This is a genomic window from Pseudomonas sp. Pseusp9 (assembly GCF_059491265.1).
Genome location: NZ_CP168500.1, coordinates 3,188,836 through 3,206,880, shown reverse-complemented (window position 1 = coordinate 3,206,880; position 18,045 = coordinate 3,188,836). Strand labels below are relative to the sequence as shown.

At 55.6% G+C, this 18,045-nt stretch carries 18 protein-coding genes and 1 pseudogene; 12 read left to right on the top strand and 7 right to left on the bottom strand.

Annotated features, from left to right (window positions below):
- Positions 1–23 precede the first annotated feature (23 nt).
- A complete protein-coding gene (locus tag ACEN8E_RS14370; protein WP_495593197.1) occupies positions 24–602 on the top strand; it encodes an eCIS core domain-containing protein in 579 nt (192 codons plus the stop codon).
- Positions 603–649: 47 nt separating this feature from the next.
- On the opposite strand, the gene gfa is transcribed toward ACEN8E_RS14370, so the two are convergent.
- The gene (gene gfa / locus ACEN8E_RS14365) at positions 650–1,228 is read right to left on the bottom strand and encodes an S-(hydroxymethyl)glutathione synthase (RefSeq protein WP_495593196.1); all 579 of its coding nucleotides are present in this window, start codon (positions 1,226–1,228) and stop codon (positions 650–652) included.
- 131 nt (positions 1,229–1,359) lie between these two features.
- Positions 1,360–2,226, bottom strand: coding sequence for a patatin-like phospholipase family protein (locus ACEN8E_RS14360; RefSeq protein ID WP_495593195.1), 867 nt, complete (start codon positions 2,224–2,226; stop codon positions 1,360–1,362).
- Between the two features lie 285 nt (positions 2,227–2,511).
- Between ACEN8E_RS14360 and ACEN8E_RS14355 the strand changes: the two genes are divergently transcribed.
- Entirely contained in the window at positions 2,512–3,285 is a 774-nt protein-coding gene (locus tag ACEN8E_RS14355; RefSeq protein ID WP_495593194.1) for a ParA family protein, read from the top strand.
- Positions 3,286–3,346: 61 nt separating this feature from the next.
- A complete protein-coding gene (locus tag ACEN8E_RS14350; RefSeq protein WP_495593193.1) occupies positions 3,347–4,243 on the top strand; it encodes a LysR family transcriptional regulator in 897 nt (298 codons plus the stop codon).
- A gap of 5 nt (positions 4,244–4,248) precedes the next feature.
- On the opposite strand, the gene ACEN8E_RS14345 is transcribed toward ACEN8E_RS14350, so the two are convergent.
- Genes ACEN8E_RS14345 through ACEN8E_RS14335 form a run of 3 tightly spaced genes read right to left on the bottom strand, consistent with a single transcriptional unit; the run spans position 4,249 to position 8,405 of the window.
- A complete protein-coding gene (locus tag ACEN8E_RS14345; protein WP_495593192.1) occupies positions 4,249–5,682 on the bottom strand; it encodes an aldehyde dehydrogenase family protein in 1,434 nt (477 codons plus the stop codon).
- Positions 5,679–6,869: an iron-containing alcohol dehydrogenase gene (locus ACEN8E_RS14340; protein ID WP_495593191.1), complete on the bottom strand. Its 1,191-nt coding sequence runs from the start codon at positions 6,867–6,869 to the stop codon at positions 5,679–5,681. The genes ACEN8E_RS14345 and ACEN8E_RS14340 overlap by 4 nt, the downstream gene beginning before the upstream one ends.
- Positions 6,870–6,929: 60 nt before the next feature.
- Positions 6,930–8,405 (bottom strand): APC family permease, encoded by a 1,476-nt coding sequence (locus ACEN8E_RS14335; RefSeq protein ID WP_495593190.1) that lies wholly within the window; start codon positions 8,403–8,405, stop codon positions 6,930–6,932.
- A 479-nt stretch (positions 8,406–8,884) separates the two neighbouring features.
- Between ACEN8E_RS14335 and ACEN8E_RS14330 the strand changes: the two genes are divergently transcribed.
- The 4 genes and pseudogenes from ACEN8E_RS14330 to ACEN8E_RS14315 all read left to right on the top strand — a co-directional run bounded on the left by ACEN8E_RS14330 (position 8,885) and on the right by ACEN8E_RS14315 (position 12,657).
- Entirely contained in the window at positions 8,885–9,460 is a 576-nt protein-coding gene (locus ACEN8E_RS14330; RefSeq protein WP_495593189.1) for a hypothetical protein, read from the top strand.
- A gap of 1,109 nt (positions 9,461–10,569) precedes the next feature.
- Complete coding sequence (locus ACEN8E_RS14325) at positions 10,570–11,868, top strand: tyrosine-type recombinase/integrase (protein ID WP_495593188.1); 1,299 nt, start codon at positions 10,570–10,572, stop codon at positions 11,866–11,868.
- Positions 11,869–12,142: 274 nt separating this feature from the next.
- Positions 12,143–12,250: pseudogene (locus ACEN8E_RS14320) on the top strand (AbrB/MazE/SpoVT family DNA-binding domain-containing protein); the annotation flags it as partial.
- Positions 12,251–12,252: 2 nt separating this feature from the next.
- Complete coding sequence (locus tag ACEN8E_RS14315; RefSeq protein WP_495593187.1) at positions 12,253–12,657, top strand: hypothetical protein; 405 nt, start codon at positions 12,253–12,255, stop codon at positions 12,655–12,657.
- A 75-nt stretch (positions 12,658–12,732) separates the two neighbouring features.
- On the opposite strand, the gene ACEN8E_RS14310 is transcribed toward ACEN8E_RS14315, so the two are convergent.
- Complete coding sequence (locus ACEN8E_RS14310) at positions 12,733–13,194, bottom strand: antitoxin Xre-like helix-turn-helix domain-containing protein (RefSeq protein ID WP_495593186.1); 462 nt, start codon at positions 13,192–13,194, stop codon at positions 12,733–12,735.
- 129 nt (positions 13,195–13,323) lie between these two features.
- Here ACEN8E_RS14310 and ACEN8E_RS14305 point away from each other — a divergent pair, with 129 nt between their 5' ends.
- From ACEN8E_RS14305 to ACEN8E_RS14285, 5 genes are all read left to right on the top strand, one after another.
- Positions 13,324–13,566, top strand: coding sequence for a type II toxin-antitoxin system PrlF family antitoxin (locus ACEN8E_RS14305; protein WP_495593185.1), 243 nt, complete (start codon positions 13,324–13,326; stop codon positions 13,564–13,566).
- A 159-nt stretch (positions 13,567–13,725) separates the two neighbouring features.
- On the top strand, positions 13,726–14,481 hold the full coding sequence (locus tag ACEN8E_RS14300) for a hypothetical protein (RefSeq protein ID WP_495593184.1): 756 nt from the start codon (positions 13,726–13,728) through the stop codon (positions 14,479–14,481).
- A 330-nt stretch (positions 14,482–14,811) separates the two neighbouring features.
- A complete protein-coding gene (locus ACEN8E_RS14295) occupies positions 14,812–15,180 on the top strand; it encodes a hypothetical protein (protein WP_495593183.1) in 369 nt (122 codons plus the stop codon).
- Positions 15,181–15,241: 61 nt separating this feature from the next.
- Entirely contained in the window at positions 15,242–16,414 is a 1,173-nt protein-coding gene (locus tag ACEN8E_RS14290; protein ID WP_495593182.1) for a DUF3800 domain-containing protein, read from the top strand.
- Between the two features lie 37 nt (positions 16,415–16,451).
- Positions 16,452–16,589 (top strand): hypothetical protein, encoded by a 138-nt coding sequence (locus tag ACEN8E_RS14285; RefSeq protein ID WP_495593181.1) that lies wholly within the window; start codon positions 16,452–16,454, stop codon positions 16,587–16,589.
- A gap of 508 nt (positions 16,590–17,097) precedes the next feature.
- Here ACEN8E_RS14285 and ACEN8E_RS14280 read toward each other — a convergent pair.
- Complete coding sequence (locus tag ACEN8E_RS14280; RefSeq protein WP_495593180.1) at positions 17,098–17,997, bottom strand: LysR family transcriptional regulator; 900 nt, start codon at positions 17,995–17,997, stop codon at positions 17,098–17,100.
- Positions 17,998–18,045: the final 48 nt, after the last annotated feature.

The window sequence follows — 18,045 nt, the reverse complement described above, 5'->3', positions numbered from 1 at the left end:
CTCGGAAAAATCTGGAGCGCCCAATGCCGCCCATCATCACGCGCCTGCTGGCGTTGTCTGTTCTTTGCCTGGCACTTGAAGTGCCAGCCCAGAGCAACGTCTGCCCGGCCGGCGAGAAACAAGTGTGCCTGGACGGCTGCATCTGCCTGCCAGACCTGGTGCCTGACGACGTCTACCAGCTCGCGGCTCCTGCCCTGGCCCTGTGGCTGACCCAGGCCCGCACCGAAGCCGCCAGCGCCGATCTCCAACCCATGCCAGCGCACATCCGCGAGCAACTGCTGCGCTGGTACGACCCCGGCGTCCTCGATACCGCGCGCTACAAAATCAGCGACAACGGCCAACTCACTGCCGCCAATGCCATGCTGCAAAACCCCGACGTCGGTGCCGTGACACTGATCGATATCATCCTCTTCCGGGACACTCAGTCCGCCGAACAGGACATCGCGCTCTGGGCTCACGAGCTAAAACATGTGCAGCAATATCAGGAGTGGGGAGTGCAGGGATTTGCCCAACGCTATACCCAGGACTTCAATGCGGTGGAGGCGCCGGCTTACGCCATACAGGCTGAGGTCAGGCGCTCGCTGCGCAAAGAGAGTTACTGAGGAGCAGGGAAGCCGCGGTCCGGAAAGAAACCGCGGCAACCGATCAATCAGGCGGCTGGGAGCAGGCCTTTCTGTCTGGCGACATGGGTTGCCAGTGCGTCCATCAAGTCCGGAGACAGGCAGTCATAGGGTTCCAGGCCAATCGAACGCAGGCGTTCGCGGATGGCCTTCATTTGCGCTGGCGGTGTGCCGGTTTCGATGATGGAGGACACGAACGCGGCGAATCCCGGTGCAGCCCACCCGCTCTGTGGCGAAAGCTCGGTGTGGACGAAGTCCAGGCCATAAAACGCATGGTTCCTGTTCTCGATGCGTCCAAAGAGATGGGCGTGACATTGCTTGCAGGCGTGGCGCTGGACAGTCGCGCTTTCGTCGACAATCGCCAGCTTTTCGCCGTGGGCAATGACGCTGACCTTATCCCGTGGCACTACGGCGATGACGGCGAATATCGCGTTTTTCGGTTTCCAGCATTTGCTGCAACCGCACGCGTGGTTATGCAGGGTTTGTGCGTCGATCCTGACCTCGACCTTATCGGTCGCACACAGGCATTGCAGGGTGCCGCCGGTGAAATTGGCGGCGGCGGGCTGGATACCATTGTCCAGTGCAGGGTGAAGTTGCAGGGTGCTCATGCTGGCTTCTCCATTACAAGGTGTCAGACAAAAGTGCCTGGGGCTGTGCCCCGGACCGTTGGTTCATCGGGTTTCAAAAAAAGGACACAGTGCATAAATGGTTGACCTCCTTAGGGGCGACCGGGCGGTTCTCAATGCTCATGGGCATGTGAATGGATGGTCAGGGCACCCGGTACCTTGGTGCGTTCCAGCCCCCCACGTTCCAGCCACCTGAGGGTCTGCTCATAGGCGCGCTGCAGCAAGGATTCGGTCTGGTCGAAGTTGAACACCGAGACATCCACAGGGCACAAGGGCGGGACGATGTGCAGGCGGGTGAGCGTGCGGAAGTGTTCGATGTCGTTCACCAGTTGGCGCATGCTCATCAGGTTGACGGTGTGCAGGGCCAAGGCGACCAGGCCTCGGGGTGGTTGTGTCAGGGCGCAACTTATGCCGGTGGGGATGACCACGACGTTGGTGGCGCCGAGGGCGACGGCAGTCGAAATGGGTGTATTGCTTGCGACCCCGCCGTCAACCAGGAACCGGTCGGCGATTTGTACGCAGGGGAATACCAGCGGGATGGCAGCGCTGGCGAGTAACGCCTGCTCGAGTTCGCCACTGGACAGAACGGTCTCGGCACCACTGAGCAGGTCGGTGGTGACGATGTGCAGGGGCAGCGCCGCCTCCTCGATGCGATGAATGGGCAGTGCCTGACCCAGCAATCGGTTCAAGGCCGCCGGCTGCAACAGAAAGCCGCGCCGTTTGATCAGTCCTCGACAGGTATCGAGCCAGGAGAGGGGAAAGATGTCGGTTTTACTCAACCCGCGCCAGAAACCGGCGAGTGCCTCGACGCCGTCGGAATCGGGCCTGGCGGCAAAGTACGCACCGTTGATAGCGCCTACCGAAGCGCCAACCACCATGTCGAATCGAACATTGGCCTCGACCAGGGCCCGTAACATACCCACCTGCACCGCACCCAGACTGCCGCCGCCAGCGAATACGATTGCGGTATTGGTCGCCATGGTCGAAGTCTCGGTGCAGACATGTGTCGAATTAGTGTAGTTGACCGATCAGCGTTATTTTCGGGGGCTCGCTACAGAATCCAGACGTCGCGAGCTTGAAGTTCCTGACGTTTTCGGCTGCACCCATTGCGTTGCAAGTAGGCTGAATTGCCAGGCAACCGCTCTGGATCAGTGTTTACGTTATATGCTGTCGTAATACTGAAATATTTCGGTCATAGAATTGACACGAGCCCTTACATTTTCCTTCAGTCGGCCTTTGGCCTTTTTCATGGATGAGCAAGCCTTATGCGTCGTGTGGTGTTCAATCAGAAAGGCGGTGTTGGAAAATCCAGTATTGCCTGCAATCTTGCCGCAGCGAGTGCTGCCGAAGGCTACCGGACGCTGCTGGTGGATCTCGACCCTCAGGCAAACTCGACTCACTACCTGACAGGGCTGCTCAACGAAAGCATCCCGGCGGGCATCGCCGATTTTTTCAAACAAACACTGTCCGGCGGCTTCGAAGGCAGGAGGAATCGAGTGGTCATCACCGAGACCTCCTACGACAACCTGCACCTGGTGACTGCCAGCTCCGAACTGGCTGACCTGCAGTCGAAACTCGAGTCCAGATACAAGATCAACAAGCTGCGCAAGCTACTGGTTGAACTGTCCGAGGATTATGAGCGCATCTATATCGATACACCTCCGTCACTCAATTTCTACACCTTCAGTGCGCTGGTGGCGGCGGACAGTCTGCTGATCCCGTTCGACTGCGACAGTTTTTCCCGCCAGGCGCTGTATCGCGTGATCGCGCAGGTAGAAGAGCTACGCCTGGATCACAATGAATCGCTGAGGGTGGAAGGGGTGGTGGTCAACCAGTTCATCGGGTATACCGGCTTGCACCAAAACCTCGTTGATGAACTGTTGGCAGAAGGTTTGCCTGTGCTGCCGGTTTATCTGAGCAGCTCCGTGAAGATGCGTGAGTCTCACGAAGTTTCAGTGCCCATCATCCATTTGGCCCCTCGGCATAAACTATCGCGGGAGTTTTTTGGTTTGCTCGATGCCCTGGAGCGAGCGGCTTAGGTCGTCGAGAAACTTTTGCCGGGATTGGCCGATTAAAAGCATGGCTGAAGAGGATTAACCAGTGCTCAGAAACGTGACGGACATGGATTTGCGCCTGCTGCGCATTTTTTCCATTGTCGTGAAGTGTGGTGGATTCACGGCTGCGCAGGCCGAGTTGAACATGAGCCAATCGAACATCAGCACGCACATCTCCGGACTGGAAAAACGCCTCGGGTATCGCATCTGCGAACGCGGTAAAGGCGGGTTTCGCTTGACCGAAAAAGGCCAGCGGATCCTCAAGGCTTCATCAGCAATGTTTGGTGCGGTGGATGCTTTTCGCGACGAAGCACAGAGTCTGGCCGGACGGCTGGTGGGGGATCTGTACCTCGGTTTGGCCGATAACATCGCGACCTTGCCGACTGCCCGGATCGATGCGGCCATCGCGCGCTTCTATCAGCGTGAACATGACATGCATGTGCACATCTTCGTCAATTCACCGACCGAGCTGGAGTTGGCAGTCATCGATGGGCAACTCGACCTGGCGATTTCCTATTTCAGCCGGCCATTGCCGACGCTGGCCTATCAGCCGTTGTACAAGGAAGAGATCGGTATTTTCTGCGGAAATAAACACCCCTTGTTCGAAGTACCTGCGCCGAGTGTCGAACAACTGCAAGCCAGTGACTGGATCAAGCATGGTTTCCTGCCGGCCGATCAGGTCTTGCCGGTGACACCCGAGCGTGCCTCAGCCACGGCCCATCATATGGAAGCCGTGGCCCATGGCGTTCTGGCCGGGACACACCTGGGGTATCTCCCGGCCCATTACGCCAGGCCCTGGCTTGCGAACGGGCAGATGCGTGCCCTCCAGCCGCAGACGCTGCGCTATGAGGTGCAGCACAGCATGATCACCCATGTGGGACACCCGCAAAGCGAAGCAGTCCGGGCCTTTATCGAAGACTTGCTGTTCGAGCACAATCTGTAGGTCAATCAGCCAAGGCAGCGCGTGACGTGCTTGACCGACTGGTACGCGGCCAGGCCCCACGGCCCGAGTTCACGGCCAATCCCGCTGCCCTTGGTGCCGCCCCAGGACGTCTCGACGAACACGGCCTGGATCGAGTTGATCCAGACGTGGCCGACCTCCAGGGCATGGGCGATACGTTCAGCGCGAACCAGGTCGGCGCTGATGACCGTGGCCACCAGGCCAAAGCGACTGTCGTTGGCCAGTGCCAACGCTTCTTGCTCCGTAGAGAAACGATGAGCACACAACACCGGGCCGAAAATCTCCTCGGTCCACAAGCGACTGACAACGGGCACGTCCGCATAAATCGTCGGGTTGACGAACCAGCCCGGGTCGCGCTGCACGTCGCCGCCGGTCATGCAGTGCAAGCCTTCACTGCGGGCGATGGCGAAATACTCCGAAACCTTGGACCACTGCGCCTGACTGGTGAGCGGACCCATATCAACTTCGTCGATCACAGGGTTGCCCACGCGCAGTTTTTCGAATGCGTTCTTCAGACGCAGCAACAACGCATCGGCGATGCTGTCCTGTACCAGCAAACGCGAGGTCGCCGAGCACATTTGTCCGGCATTCCAGCAGATACCGGCGACGATCCATTCAACGGCCTGGTCCAGGTCGCAATCGTCGAACACGAGGATGGCGGACTTGCCTCCCAGCTCCAGGGTGACAGGCCGGCAATGGGCGGCCGAACTGCGCATTACCTGACTGCCGACGGCGTTGCTGCCGGTGAACGACAGCTTGTCGATGCCTGCATGGTTGCTCAGCGCCGCGCCCACTTCGGCTTTACCGCCAACGATATTCAGCACGCCTGCGGGCAGGCCCAGCGCATCCGCGATCTGGCCGTAGGTCTGCTCGATCAACGGGGTGATTTCCGACGGTTTGAGCACCAGGGTACAACCGGCAGCCAGAGCGGGTGCGATCTTCCAGGCGCTGGTGACCAGCGGGAAGTTCCACGGCACGATCAGGCCGACCACGCCCACCGGCTCCAGGCGTGTGTGGGCGTTGAAACCCGGTACGGCTAACGCTACGTCCAGGTTCTGCCGATCGTCCAGCCCTTCGGTCAGGCTGGCGTAGTAGTTGAAAGTGGCGACGGCATCATCGACATCCACCACGGCTTCATGGCGGGGTTTGCCGTTGTTTTGCATTTGCAGGGCGATCAGTGTTTCGCGGCGTGCTTCGATCTGCTCGGCAAACCCTTTCAAATAGGCGGCTCGTTGCACTGCACCGAGGCTGCGCCATTCAGGGAACGCCTGGCGCGCGGCGGCAATGGCCTGATCGACCTGCGCAGCACTGGCTGCGATCAGCTCGGCAAAGGGTTGACCCAGTGCCGGGTCGAACACGGTGAGGCAGTCGACGCCTTCGCCTTCTACCCAACGTCCATCGATGTAATGGGCGGCAGTCATGGTCGTACTCCCTGAAGAACGCCGTGTACGGCATTGCGGAAAATCTGGCTGTAGTCGTCAGCGCTGAGGACACAGGCATTGGTGTCCGACGAGGAAATATCGGCCAGCGCCTGTTCGCCCACCCAGGACGCCGCGTCGGCATCCAGACCGATCTCACCCAGCGAGTGAGGAATGCCCAGGCGTTTGCGCAGGTCCAGCACCCAATCGAGAAAACCGTCGAAATCGGGTTGTGGCAGTTCCAGATAACGCGCCAGGCGGGCGATGTCCGGGGCAATCGTGTCGCGGTTGGCGATCAGGACGTAGGGCAGCAGGATCGCGTTCAACAAACCATGGTGCTTGTGATACCGGGCACCCAGTGGATGGGCGAGGGCGTGTACACCGCCCAGGCCTTTCTGAAAGGCGACGGCGGCCATGGCGGAGGCAACGATCATGCCTTCGCGGGCGACCATGTCCTGGCCATCGGCATGCGCATCGACCAGATGCTGCTGGATCAGGCGAATGCCCTCCACGGCAATGCCCGAGGACATCGGGTGATACAAGGGCGAGCAAAAGGCTTCAATGTGATGGGTCAGGGCATCCATTCCGGTGGCCGCCGTCAGGGCAGGGGGCAGACCTCGGGTAAGGACCGGATCGAGGATCACGGTGACCGGAAGCAGTTCCGGGTGACTGATCACCCGCTTGATGTTTGCCTCGCTCTGGGTCAAAACGGCTTCGCGACCCAGCTCAGAGCCGGTGCCGGCAGTGGTCGGCAATGCAATCAGGGGTGGCAGGCCCAGGCGCGGAAAGTCCGCCAGGGTAGGGTAGTTGGCAATGACCTGCGACCATTCGAACCGCTCCAGGCCTTGGGCATCGATGGCCGCCAGGCTGATGCCCTTGGCGGCATCCATCGCGCTGCCGCCGCCCAGGGCGATCAGCGAATCATGCTTGCCGGCCTTGAACGCGGCGACACCTTGCGCCACGTCGTCCATGCTCGGGTTGCTGGCGACCTCGCTGAACACGCCGAACGGAATGTCAGCCTGCATCAGGTGCGCCTTCAGCAACGCCAAGGGTTCCAGGGACAGCATGCCGGGATCGGTGACCACCAAGGGGTTGCGCATGCCCAGCAATGTGCAGCGTTCTGCCAATGCGTCGAGCGCACTCGGTCCGCAGAAAATATCCGTGGGGTAATTCCAATAATGAAGGGACATCTGAAACTCCAGATCGGCGAGGCGCAGGGTGGAGGCGCCTCGCACGGCAAGACAGGGGCGTTATTGCACGCGCAGTTGGGGGCTGACGGCACGTTGATAGGGTTTGGCGTAGACCATGTAGATCAAGCCCAGTACCGCCAGGATCGAGAACACCAGGATGACCGCCCATACCTGGAACCACGGTGCACCGGGTGGTGCGAGGGATTCCCGGGGCCAGGCCACGTTGATGCTTTCGAACACCAGCCAAAGGAACGCGGCGAAGTTGATCGGCACACCCCAGCGGCCAAGGCTGAATACGCCGGGCTCGGCTTTCCATTTGCCGCTCAGGCGGGCGAGCAGGGCGCAGGTCACCACAATCAGGAACACCACGAAGAAACCGCCGCTGCCAAACGCGATCAGGGTGCCGACCGCGGTTGCATTCAAGCCCAAGGCCAGGCCGAAGCTGGCGAACAGCGTGCTGAACACCATGGCGGCAAATGGCACTTTGCGCTTGTCCACCCGACGCAGCAGCGCCGAGGCGGGCAGGATCGAGTCCCGAGCCATGCCGAAAACGGCGCGGCCGATGTAGGTCTGGACAGATACGACACAGGCAATGAACGCCACCAGCACGATGCCCACGAACGGCCGTTCCGACCAGGCGCCAAAGGCGTCGACGACGGCGGGAGTGACCGGGTCGATGACCTGGCCGGACACCATGGCGGCGGTGTCGGTGTAGGACAGGGTGACGGCGAACGCCGTGAGCATCACCGTCAGCCCGACCAGGATCATCGAGCGCAAGATCGCTCGCGGAGTTGAAGTGCGGGCGTCGGCGGTTTCTTCGGACACTTGCGAGCAGGCATCAAAACCAAGGAACGCCCAACCGCCAACGGCCATGGCCGTCAGGAACCCGGTCAGGTAGGAACCATCGGAACCTTGGGTAGAAGTCAGGCCTTCAAATACCAGCGACAACGAGTGGTTGCGGAAAAACAGCAGCAACAACACACCGATGCCGATGGAGGCGATCGCTTCGGCGATGATGCCGGCATTGACGAAATACTTCAGCGGGTTGATCCCGAACAGGTTCACACCCAGGCCCAGCAGGAGCAGCACCGCGCCACTGAACACCTGGGCATTCGCGGCAGGTGGCTCGCCGGTGAAAAACAGCCATAACCAGAAACCACCCAAATAGGCCACAGTGGTTAACGAAGCCAATGCCGAGGCCAGGTACATGAACCCGGTAAACCAGGCCCAGCGATCTCCCGCCAGACGCTTGACCCACTGGTAGCAACCACCGGCGAGCGGGTATTGCGAGGCCAGCTCGGCATAGACCAACGCCACCAACAGCTGCAACGCCAGGCACAGCGGCACGATCCAGACCCACGAAGGGCCGACACTCATTGCCCCCAGCGACATCACCGAATAGATACCGACCACGGGTGACACCGTCGCGAAACCCACCGAGAACGACGACCACAGGGACAGGCCTCGGTGCAATTCCTGGGCGTAACCCTGGCTGTGCAGCAGATGTTCATCGGCGCTTTGCCGTGTAGATGACATAGAAATTCCTTGAGTCGGCAGACACATTTATTTTTAGGATCGCCTTGTTGGTTCAGGCGTACCGACGAAACGGGCTCCTTCGAGAAAGGAGTCGAGAGGAGCTTAAGGGCGCCAAACATCAAAGAAAATCTATATGTTCTGAGGCTGGCATCTGGATTTATTGATGTATGCGAGATCGGTTCCGAATCGAAATGACGAAGAAACAAACTCTCGACATGATCTTCAGAGGGCGTTGGTCAAAGAGGAAGGAGGAAGGAGGAAGGTGCAGGTTGGGAGTGATTTGAATGAATGGAGAGTGGATTCAGACAAGTACGACCAGTCGGTCCAGACTATAACTCAACTAAAGAGACATTTAGTTTAGTTATTCTTTTTGGTCATATCGTAACAGGCAGCTGAAGGGCCAGTTCATCTCAACATTAAATGCACTAGATTTGTTCGAGTTAAGCTCTGGTTGAAAATTTCAATCTGGAGTAAGCCTAATGCAGCAGCACCTGTCGCCATGGATGGTTGAGAGTGCTTACCGTTATTTGAAGGCTGCAATGCATCTTAGACGTGGCCATGACATGCTGGACATTGCGCAGATTAATGCTGCGATCGGCATGGAAATCCTCCTGAAAAGCTTCGTATCAAAGCCCGATGACAAGCTTGGCCAGGCCAATGAAACCTACAAACCGGACGACGATGCGCTTGAGGCTGCACACGAGTATTTGAAAACAGCAGAGAGAGTTCCAGCTAACCGCAGATACCCGAATAAGCACGATCTGCTGACGCTGTTTTATGCGATACCTGAACCGATCCGGCAGCGTGTTCGGCTTGATCGTCGAGAGCATTGGATCGAGAAATATCGCGACGTTTTCACCAGGGCGCGTTATCGATACGAGAAAAGTGCCGCGAAAGGTTCCGACGACATCTTGATCGGGATCCTGGACGAGCTGATTAATGACGTGGTGGACTGGTATCGCGAACTGGGCTGCAAAGACCTGTTCATCGTGTGTTACTCAATGCCGCCGCTGCAGCAGCTGTTGGATTCTGATCTGGAGTCGGGGAGCCTGTGAGCCTGGCTTCAAATCTGACCACCAGACGCTCCCACGTCCGTATAGGACGATACGCATAATGTATATTATGTTAAATTACGTATCAGTAAAGGACTGCCTCCAGCCTCTGTCTGTATCCACTTACGCGTTGTATGGTTCCTGGCGATGGTTTTTGAGGCAGTCGCGAAATGACGAGATTTCTGCTCGATAAGCCATTAACTAATTGATTTATATGAATTTTGCAAAAAATGTAGTGCTGATCTCACCATCGATTTCTACGTAATCATGAGACTGCCATGTATCCTAGATTTTGCCTGTAAACCTTTGTTTGCGTGGGGTTCAGCAGATTTCATCATTTTTGTTGCTAGCTTAGAGTTTATCAATTAATCGTGAGACAGCTTCGCTTAACCCTGATTGCGGATTCGAGATAAAAACCAATAAATACAATGAGTTATCTGTTATTAACGAAATCGTGAGACATAGCCTGTCGTGTTTTTTGTGAAGATTTAACGAGATAAATCTAGGCTCCGACCGCTCTGATTGCGTAGGAAGATTTTTGCGCAATCCCAGCGCTTGGATTGCCGAAGATCAAGCCTGACTTAGCCTAGTAGCTCTACCCTATAATGCTTTTTTAAAAAAACTGGGCTGAGAACTGCTCTGCACTAGACCTCATGTAGTGCTGCGGATCTTACTTTCCGGACACAAAATCGTGAGATTTCACCAGTGGATTTAAACCATCTGACTACCCGCCGCCCAGAAATTCCAGTCATTAGCGAGGATGTGACGTTTTTACGAGATTTTACCGTGACTACAGCATGTAACGAAATCACGAGACTAAAAAGTATGCATTCACAGGTGCTTCCTTTCTTAAGAGGTATTCGGATGGATGTCTGTAAAGTAAACGGGAGGTTAGTGCGGGCATTTAACGAAATATTGAGATAAGTTCGGGTATTCGGTGCGGCGAGGATCTAGAGTTGCGCGATAGTAACGAGCGCGATACCATCGGGCTTTCTTAAATCCCAGTTTCATGGGAAGTGAGGCCGATTATGCAAAATAGGCTTATTACTTCCGATTACTGCTATAACTGGAAGTTCCTCAATAGCACTAACTAACGTCTATGGTAGTCATGAATGTCTCGCTCGCCGAAGCCCTTATTTGATACGTACGAGTCCTTCCTTGATCAGGACTTCAGTTATAGTGAGGCCCTCACCCCGTGTGTTAAAGCCTACCTTGCCACATTTCCCGCGGCGCTAGAGGCTCCGCGCGGCTACCTAGCCGTGCGCTCGTTCCTGCGGGCCTTTTCCGACAATGCTCAGACCTTCAGCTCGTATCGCATCAATATTGAGCGGTTGCTGCTGTGCTCATTGTTGATTAACGAGAAGCCGCTGAATCAACTTAAGCGCCAGGACGCCCAGGATTATTTGAATTTTTGTCGTAATCCACCTCGAGACTGGATTGGGCCTGTGACGCGTAGTCGTTTCGTGAAAAATAATAATCCGCTGACTGGGCTCGGAGATCCTGTTATCCCTAATCCTAACTGGCGCCCATTCAACATTAAATCCTCGAAGCCCCGGATTGGTTCCGACCATCAAGAGCAAGGAATAAGCGAGAACCTATATAGCGCCGCTAACGGCACGATAAATCAAGTTTTCTCGATTTGCAGTCGCTTCTTCGAATTTATGGTTGAAGATGGTTATTCAGCGGCAAATCCTTTCCGAATGATCAAGAAGTCTGGCCGTTATAGCAATGATATTCAAGATGAAGGCATTACGCGTGCATTGACGCCGCTACAATGGAACTACGTGCTTGAAACGGCTGAAAAGCTGGCTGTTTGCGAACCTGCTAGGCATGAACGAACACTGTTTATACTTTCAACATTGTTTTCCATGTATCTACGCGTGTCTGATGTTGTCGGGCGACAAAACTGGAGGCCCTCTATGGGTGACTTCCGCCAGGATCCTGAGGGCAACTGGTGGTATCACACCGTGGGCAAAGGTAACAAGGTCGGAAAGGTTGCCGTCAGGGATGAATATATCAATCTATATTTGAAGCGCTATCGTCGATTCTTGGGTCTGCCCGAGCTTCCTGAGATCGGCGAAACCACACCTTTGATCAAGACCCTCAGAGGACGTTCTGGTTTGTCAGATCGACAGGTACGCGCCCTCCTCCAAGTTGTCTTCGACAAAGCTCTTGAAAGTATGCGAAACGAGGGTCGTGCGGTTCACGAGATGGAAAGCTTGAAGGTCGCTTCTTTGCACTGGCTGCGTCATACCTCTGCGACCTTCGACGCGCCCTTGCGGAACGCCAAAGACCTGCAGGTCGATTTGCGGCATAGCAATCTCAGCACTACCCAAAACACGTATTACCATTCACACGACCAGGAACGTGCCCACTCGATCAAGCGCCTAGGCTTACGCGATCGTGGTTAGGCGAGCTCATGCCCGTGGAGATCGAAGGCTGGCAACTCCGGCTCCGCTCCTCAATGACGGTGTCACCTTCGACTACTACTGCGAGTACTGCAGGTCGCCTGATGGCCGAGTCGGACACTTGAACTCCGACAACGCGACGGAGCTGATACTGTCGACCTATTGAATGCATAGGAGCGTGAACAGCTCGAAGGTTCGCTCGCCGCGCTCTAAGCAGTTACGCAAAAGCACGTTACTATTGCCGCCTCAAAGCAATGGAGACCTACAAGTGAGAAAGCTGATAGAAGAATTTGTCGGCAACACCTGCCGCCTTGTCCTCTCAAAAACTCTTCAAATCGCGGATCGAATAGACAAACTCACGGATACTTGGAACAGCGGAAAATAAAGATGACTGACGCGAATCGTCTTTGGCAGCGCGAACGCAAACGGCGCTACGCTCTGTGGGATTTGGAAAGGCTGCAGCCTGGATCTGATCGAGCGACTCAGTACCTTGCGATTCTTGATGAAATTGAGCGACAAGATCGCGATGACCCCATTGGTGATGCAGTCGCCATGTCGGTTGAGGAGCTACGAGAATCTGTTCCAGAAACCGAGATCGAGGGAGTCAGCGGATCTCACTTTGTAGTCGTGCTTGACGAGCACATACCAGAACCGTGGAAGACTCGTTTCGAAGAAGCGAGTACCGGGTCTACTCGATTGCGGCAAGGCTGTTATGCGAGAGATTGGCGCCGTTTTTTACGACTATGGACGGCCGAGATGCAACATCTCGCAGCGCATAGGGAAATGCATTAAAGCCTACTCTTGAGTCTCAGGTCGTCAGAGAGTTTCAGGGTGCTGGAGCAGATCAAATAAGGCGCCTGACGGATCTCACACCAGAACTCCCTTCTCCAGCTGGCCGATAAGATCGAAGACAGCTTTCGTTTCCACCCTCGTCCCTAGCATGTCGAGTGGACACTTCGATCCGAGTCCTCGAACCGGTGAGCTCATCCATTCCGTTGCAGCGGCGACATCGTTTTCGAACAGGGAAAGGGCTTCCTCAAAGACAGCTACCAATGCGACGAGGCGGTCGCTTTCTACGGCGTTGAACCGCCCTGCTTTCGCTCTACGCGCTAACGTCGAGGGTGCTATGCAAATAGCCTTGAAGATAACCCCTCGCTGCGCCTGCAGAAGGCGAGCTATCCGTTCAAGGTATTCGAATGGCAGTCCTTCGTGAACCAGGTCATGAAGCATGGTGCCGCGTGATGGCAGCCCTAGGGTCATCCAAACGCTCTGTGGGATCTGAGGCCCTGGTTGGTATTCCTTGATCGATGACAGCACTTTCACCTCCATCTGAAAAACTCCAGGCTAGCCGGGCCAAGGGCCCGAATCAGCGACATACCCTCTCGGCGACAAGTGTCGCTTTGCGACTTACAAAAGCAGAGCATGACAAGAGCTTCAAGCGCAGATAATGTCAGTGCCATGAACGATTCAAATCCTACTCCATCCATTTTCACGATCCACTCTCGCAATGCGTCGGAGCACGCAGGCGCCTCAGAGAATGACCAGGGGCTTTGCGGGTTTCTGAAATGGCTGGAGGACGACATTTTGTGCAACCCTGAGAGTCTGATCGCCCTCGATTCAACTCTCCTGGCTCGCCTCGACTCGTTGATCGGCGGTATGGATATTGACATCAACTCTCCGCTTTCAGCAGATGATGAGTGAAGCAATGCCCTTTTACAGATACTCACGCAGATGACTGAGCACTGGCTCCACCCCATCATTCCCACATCGATTCCTACATCGACTCTGGCCCGAGCAGATGAGCTTGTAAGGAAGACTGCCTTCCTCGCTGGCTTGGTCGCACCAGAGACCGCTGCATGCTTGAGCGAACTGCTTAGAGTCACCGACGCTCATTTCTCAACCGTGATTGATGGGAACCCCTCTGATCCAGAAACGCTAGAGCGTGCATTCATACTTGAGCACCATCAGAGCGCCTTTGGCGAAATCCCAGAGCATCGTCGACGCATCGTTGCGGTCTTGTGTCTGCACTACCAGCTTCTTCATAGGCGAACACCCCGTAATGGCATCGGGGCTTTTGCGCGGGCGCTTACGTTCGAGCATTTCGCATTGTTTGGACTTCACCCATACCTGTGGTCGCTTTCGCGAGGCCTGGGTCGACGGCTCGACGAGTATCAGTCTGCTACAGGCATGAATGATCCCATGCAGACAAATGGGCTTGAGGGTGGTCACCCTCTAAAAGGCGAGGGTGTGCTCGTCTTCATCGAGCTCCTGCTTGATGTCTGTCAGGAGGAGGTGGACTACATGACTGCAGCCCTGAGTCGTCGCAGGCTTCGTGAGTCCGTCACTCGTGCGTACAGAACAAACTCGCGTTTGAAGGAGTCAGGCGTTCGACCAGAAACGATGCCGGCGTTGTTAGCGCTGCTGATCCAAGGCGCATTGCCTCATAGCGAGTTCGTAACCTTTACCGGTCTTCCACCTGAAGCAGCAAGCGAGCAGCTCAACCGGTTGATCAACCTCGGTATCGTAGTCAACCCGCCATTTAACCTCCAAAGGCTGGAGGTAGGCTTACCAAACTGGTTTGCCCAGGATCTGCTTCCTGATTTCCATTTAGCATGAGCTTGACGTTAAGCCGGGCTTATAACCCAGAGGGCCGATAGCAGTGAGGCTGTTGTTCGAGGTTCACTCACTCTCAAGCTCAGGAGACATCTTCAACCTTTCCGGCCTTCCCAAACACCTCAGTTGCAGAATCAGCAACTTGTCCGAGCCGCGCGGACAGCGATACCTGCTAACCAGGAATCCAGACGATGCCTTCTGGAAAGTAACGTAGCTTAGGCTCCCAAGGCGTTCTGATTGCTGTGAGCACGTGATAGCAGTTGGTCAACCCGATAATGGCTTTTGGCCTCAATGCAAGCTAGGATTTGGAGCACTTCAACATCAAGGACAGATATGAAAAGTCTCATCGCAGTTATGGCAGTTTGTTTGGCACTTGGCGGTTGCGCTACATCGCACTTCACCGCAGGCAGAGACTTTCCGTCGGCCAGTGTGGCGAGTATCACCAAGGGTAAAACCACGACTACTGAGTTGAAGTCGCTATTCGGTGAGCCCTATGCCAAGAGCGCAGTCAGCGAGACTGACGAAAAGTGGGTATACACCTACTCTAATGGCTCAGCCCATGCTCAAAGCTACGTGGTTACCATGAAGGTGACGACTACTGGCACGCAAAAAACACTCGACGTCCTGATCCGCAATGACGTGGTCATCAACTACACATTCAGTGAAGGCCCTGCGCCCGGCGCAACCACTGCAACGAACTGAGACCGCCACCTTGCCACTGGGCGTTCCAACGCGCTCAGTCAGATGTTGAAGGAGCATGCCCATGGACAGAACGTATGCCTTCGTGGATGAGTCCGGGAATTCAGACCTGGATACGTCAAAGGGAGGGAGCTCGGGCTTCTTCATAGTGTGCTCCATCCTAGTTGCGGAGAAAGACTTAGACGTTGCTTACGCCCAATCAGAAGCCCTACGAAAGCGCCATTTCCAAACTGGCGAGATCAAGTCCAGCAAGCTGAAGGCCAAGGACTCAGATCGACGCGCTCGGATTCTGAACGAGTTGGCCGAGCTGCCATTCAAGCTCTACTTCACTGTCGTGGATAAGTCCCGCATCCATAAAGATGGTGGCCTTCGTTTCAAGACCTCATTCATCAAATACGTCAACGGCTTGCTTTACGAACGGCTGTTCAGCACCTGCCGCAACCTTCAGATGACCGTTGACGAGCATGGTGGCCTTGAGTTCCAGCAGAGCCTCAAAAGCTATGTCGTAGATCGATTTGGCGACGACCTATTTGGGGATGAGAATGCTTTCCGGACTATATCCAGTAAGGAAGATGTCCTGATTCAAGTTGCAGATTTTTTTGCCGGCTCGGTCGCCCAGATCTATGAAGAAAAAGCTTCGGAAGATGCGGTGCGGGCCTACAAGAAAATCCTCCACAACCTGACTCTTGGACTGCTGGAATGGCCACCCAAGTACCAGTCCTTCCTACCGCCTCCGACGGATGAATCTGGGTATGCGGACTACGAGGTTCACCAGGAGGCTCTCCGCCAGGCTAACCGTTTTAGCGAACGAGTTGGTGAGCACCCTGATGAAGATGAGCGCCTGCAGCTAAGCATCTTGAGATTCTTGAGATTTCAGAGCGAATTCATCACTAAGGACTACGTGCTGACTAAGGAAATCATTGCCCACCTAAAAGACAGAGGGTTCGGAGACATCAACGGTCAGAGAATTCGCTCCAGTGGCGTTGCCAAACTCCGAGATGCGGACGTCATCATCACAAGCGCGGCAAAGGGCTACAAGATTCCCCAGACGCGTGCGGACATCAACGAGTTTCTTGAAAGGGCGTCAGGGATTGTCGTTCCTCTGCTGGAACGGGTCAAAAAGGCTCGAGAGGTGTACCGGCTGAGTAGTCGCGGAGAATATGACATCGTGACGGCAGCGAACCTTACCGAGCTAGCCAAACTCCTCGCATCGCTAGAAGCACTTGCGGATGACTGAGCTACGCAGCTGTCCCACTGAGTCGCCGGACACAGAAATGATCCACAAAGAAGTCCTGGAGGTGTTAAGTGAGGCCAAGGTGCTCGCGCGGAAATTCTATCGCCTGACCGGCAAGCCGCTGGGAGTTACTGGCGAGTTTGCTGAATATGAAGCTGCTATGAAACTTAGCCTTTAACTCCACCCTGCCAAGCGGACTGGCTGGCTATGATGCAACTGAAGTCAAAGAAGATGACCCAGTAAACCACGCTGTCGGAGCCAGTCACGTGAGCCCGCTGAGAGGCTATATGTTGATTGCCTACGTGGTTGCCGGGTAGAAAAAACGAAGCCCTGGAGGTTCGCGGCTCCAGGGCTTCTATTTTCGCCTCCATCCCTTAATGGTTTGACGAACGTGGCCAGGACACTACCAGCGTCGTTTTGATACTTCACTACGACTTTGGATAAATGTGTTCGATCAGCGAGCCGGGCCCATTGGCCCGAAGAAGCGACCTCTCCATTTACGTCACCCCGCAGCTTAGTTATGGGCATGCGATGGCTCGGACACAGATTGATTCGAACACTACCTCCCCCTCCCCGCCCGCAAGGTCTACTAAGTACTGAAGGTTGCCACCCTCGGCACGCGCACCATTAAGCGTGTGTGCCGTCAGTCGTGGAGTAAATCTTTCACGTCTTAGTGAGCACAAGCATTAATCAATCGGACTAATCTTTATGCGATCAATCAACCACCGCCCGGCCGGCCCGGGCAACGTGCTGTTTGCGTGAACCGCAGAAACATCGATCTTCACCCCCTCCCTGGGAATGCCCTCGACATCCAGCATGACCAAGGTGCCCGCCGCCAAATCCTGCTCAACCATATGCAAGGGCATACTGCCCCACCCCACTGCGTCTTTCAGGAAAGCATACTTGGTCGATAGATCGGCCAAGCGCCAGGTCAATGGCGACATCACCCCATAATCCTGACCCGCCATCATTTCCGAGCGATCGGTCAGCACCAGTTGAATGTGTCTGGATAGTTCGCGCTTGGGAATCTTGCCACTCACGCGCGACAGTGGATGATCGATGGCGGCCACCATCACCAGTGAAAATTCGCCGATGCGTTCGCTGGTTAAGGTCGGAAAGTTGATGGGCAATGCTGCAAGGATTCCCAGACTGCAACGACCATCCATTATCGGCTGATAGCCGGCGCCGAGGCCTTCGACGAACATCTTGAGACGGGTCAGCGGGAAGCGCTCGGCAAATTCTTTGACGACGGCCGTAATCGCCGAGGTTGGAAAGAACACATCTACAACCACCGACAGTTCAGGCTCTAGCCCCGAAGCCATTAACTTCGCGCGCGCCTTTAGTGTGTCTACTCCCGAGACAATGTTGCGTGCATCCGTGAGCAACAGCGCGCCCTGCGGCGTCAGCTTGGGGAACCGTCCCGAGCGATCGAACAGCACGACGCCGATCTGATCCTCCAGAGCGCCGACCCAACCACTCACCGCCGACTGCACTCTGTTGAGTTTTCTGGCCGCCGCCGAAAAACTCCCTTCATCCACCGCCGCGATAAAGGTTCTGAGTTGATCAAGTGATACGCCGTCGAGCATGCCGCCTCCAGTCCATCCCAAAAACAGATACATACCATCTCAATATAC

Bases quoted from the DNA above. Each gene is read 5' to 3' on its own strand.
- ACEN8E_RS14370 (WP_495593197.1), top strand. From the start codon at position 24: ATGCCGCCCATCATCACGCGCCTGCTGGCGTTGTCTGTTCTTTGCCTG.
- gfa (WP_495593196.1), bottom strand. From the start codon at position 1,228: ATGAGCACCCTGCAACTTCACCCTGCACTGGACAATGGTATCCAGCCC.
- ACEN8E_RS14360 (WP_495593195.1), bottom strand. From the start codon at position 2,226: ATGGCGACCAATACCGCAATCGTATTCGCTGGCGGCGGCAGTCTGGGT.
- ACEN8E_RS14355 (WP_495593194.1), top strand. From the start codon at position 2,512: ATGCGTCGTGTGGTGTTCAATCAGAAAGGCGGTGTTGGAAAATCCAGT.
- ACEN8E_RS14345 (WP_495593192.1), bottom strand. From the start codon at position 5,682: ATGACTGCCGCCCATTACATCGATGGACGTTGGGTAGAAGGCGAAGGC.
- ACEN8E_RS14340 (WP_495593191.1), bottom strand. From the start codon at position 6,869: ATGTCCCTTCATTATTGGAATTACCCCACGGATATTTTCTGCGGACCG.
- ACEN8E_RS14335 (WP_495593190.1), bottom strand. From the start codon at position 8,405: ATGTCATCTACACGGCAAAGCGCCGATGAACATCTGCTGCACAGCCAG.
- ACEN8E_RS14330 (WP_495593189.1), top strand. From the start codon at position 8,885: ATGCAGCAGCACCTGTCGCCATGGATGGTTGAGAGTGCTTACCGTTAT.
- ACEN8E_RS14325 (WP_495593188.1), top strand. From the start codon at position 10,570: ATGTCTCGCTCGCCGAAGCCCTTATTTGATACGTACGAGTCCTTCCTT.
- ACEN8E_RS14315 (WP_495593187.1), top strand. From the start codon at position 12,253: ATGACTGACGCGAATCGTCTTTGGCAGCGCGAACGCAAACGGCGCTAC.
- ACEN8E_RS14310 (WP_495593186.1), bottom strand. From the start codon at position 13,194: ATGGAGGTGAAAGTGCTGTCATCGATCAAGGAATACCAACCAGGGCCT.
- ACEN8E_RS14305 (WP_495593185.1), top strand. From the start codon at position 13,324: ATGAACGATTCAAATCCTACTCCATCCATTTTCACGATCCACTCTCGC.
- ACEN8E_RS14295 (WP_495593183.1), top strand. From the start codon at position 14,812: ATGAAAAGTCTCATCGCAGTTATGGCAGTTTGTTTGGCACTTGGCGGT.
- ACEN8E_RS14290 (WP_495593182.1), top strand. From the start codon at position 15,242: ATGGACAGAACGTATGCCTTCGTGGATGAGTCCGGGAATTCAGACCTG.
- ACEN8E_RS14285 (WP_495593181.1), top strand. From the start codon at position 16,452: ATGATCCACAAAGAAGTCCTGGAGGTGTTAAGTGAGGCCAAGGTGCTC.
- ACEN8E_RS14280 (WP_495593180.1), bottom strand. From the start codon at position 17,997: ATGCTCGACGGCGTATCACTTGATCAACTCAGAACCTTTATCGCGGCG.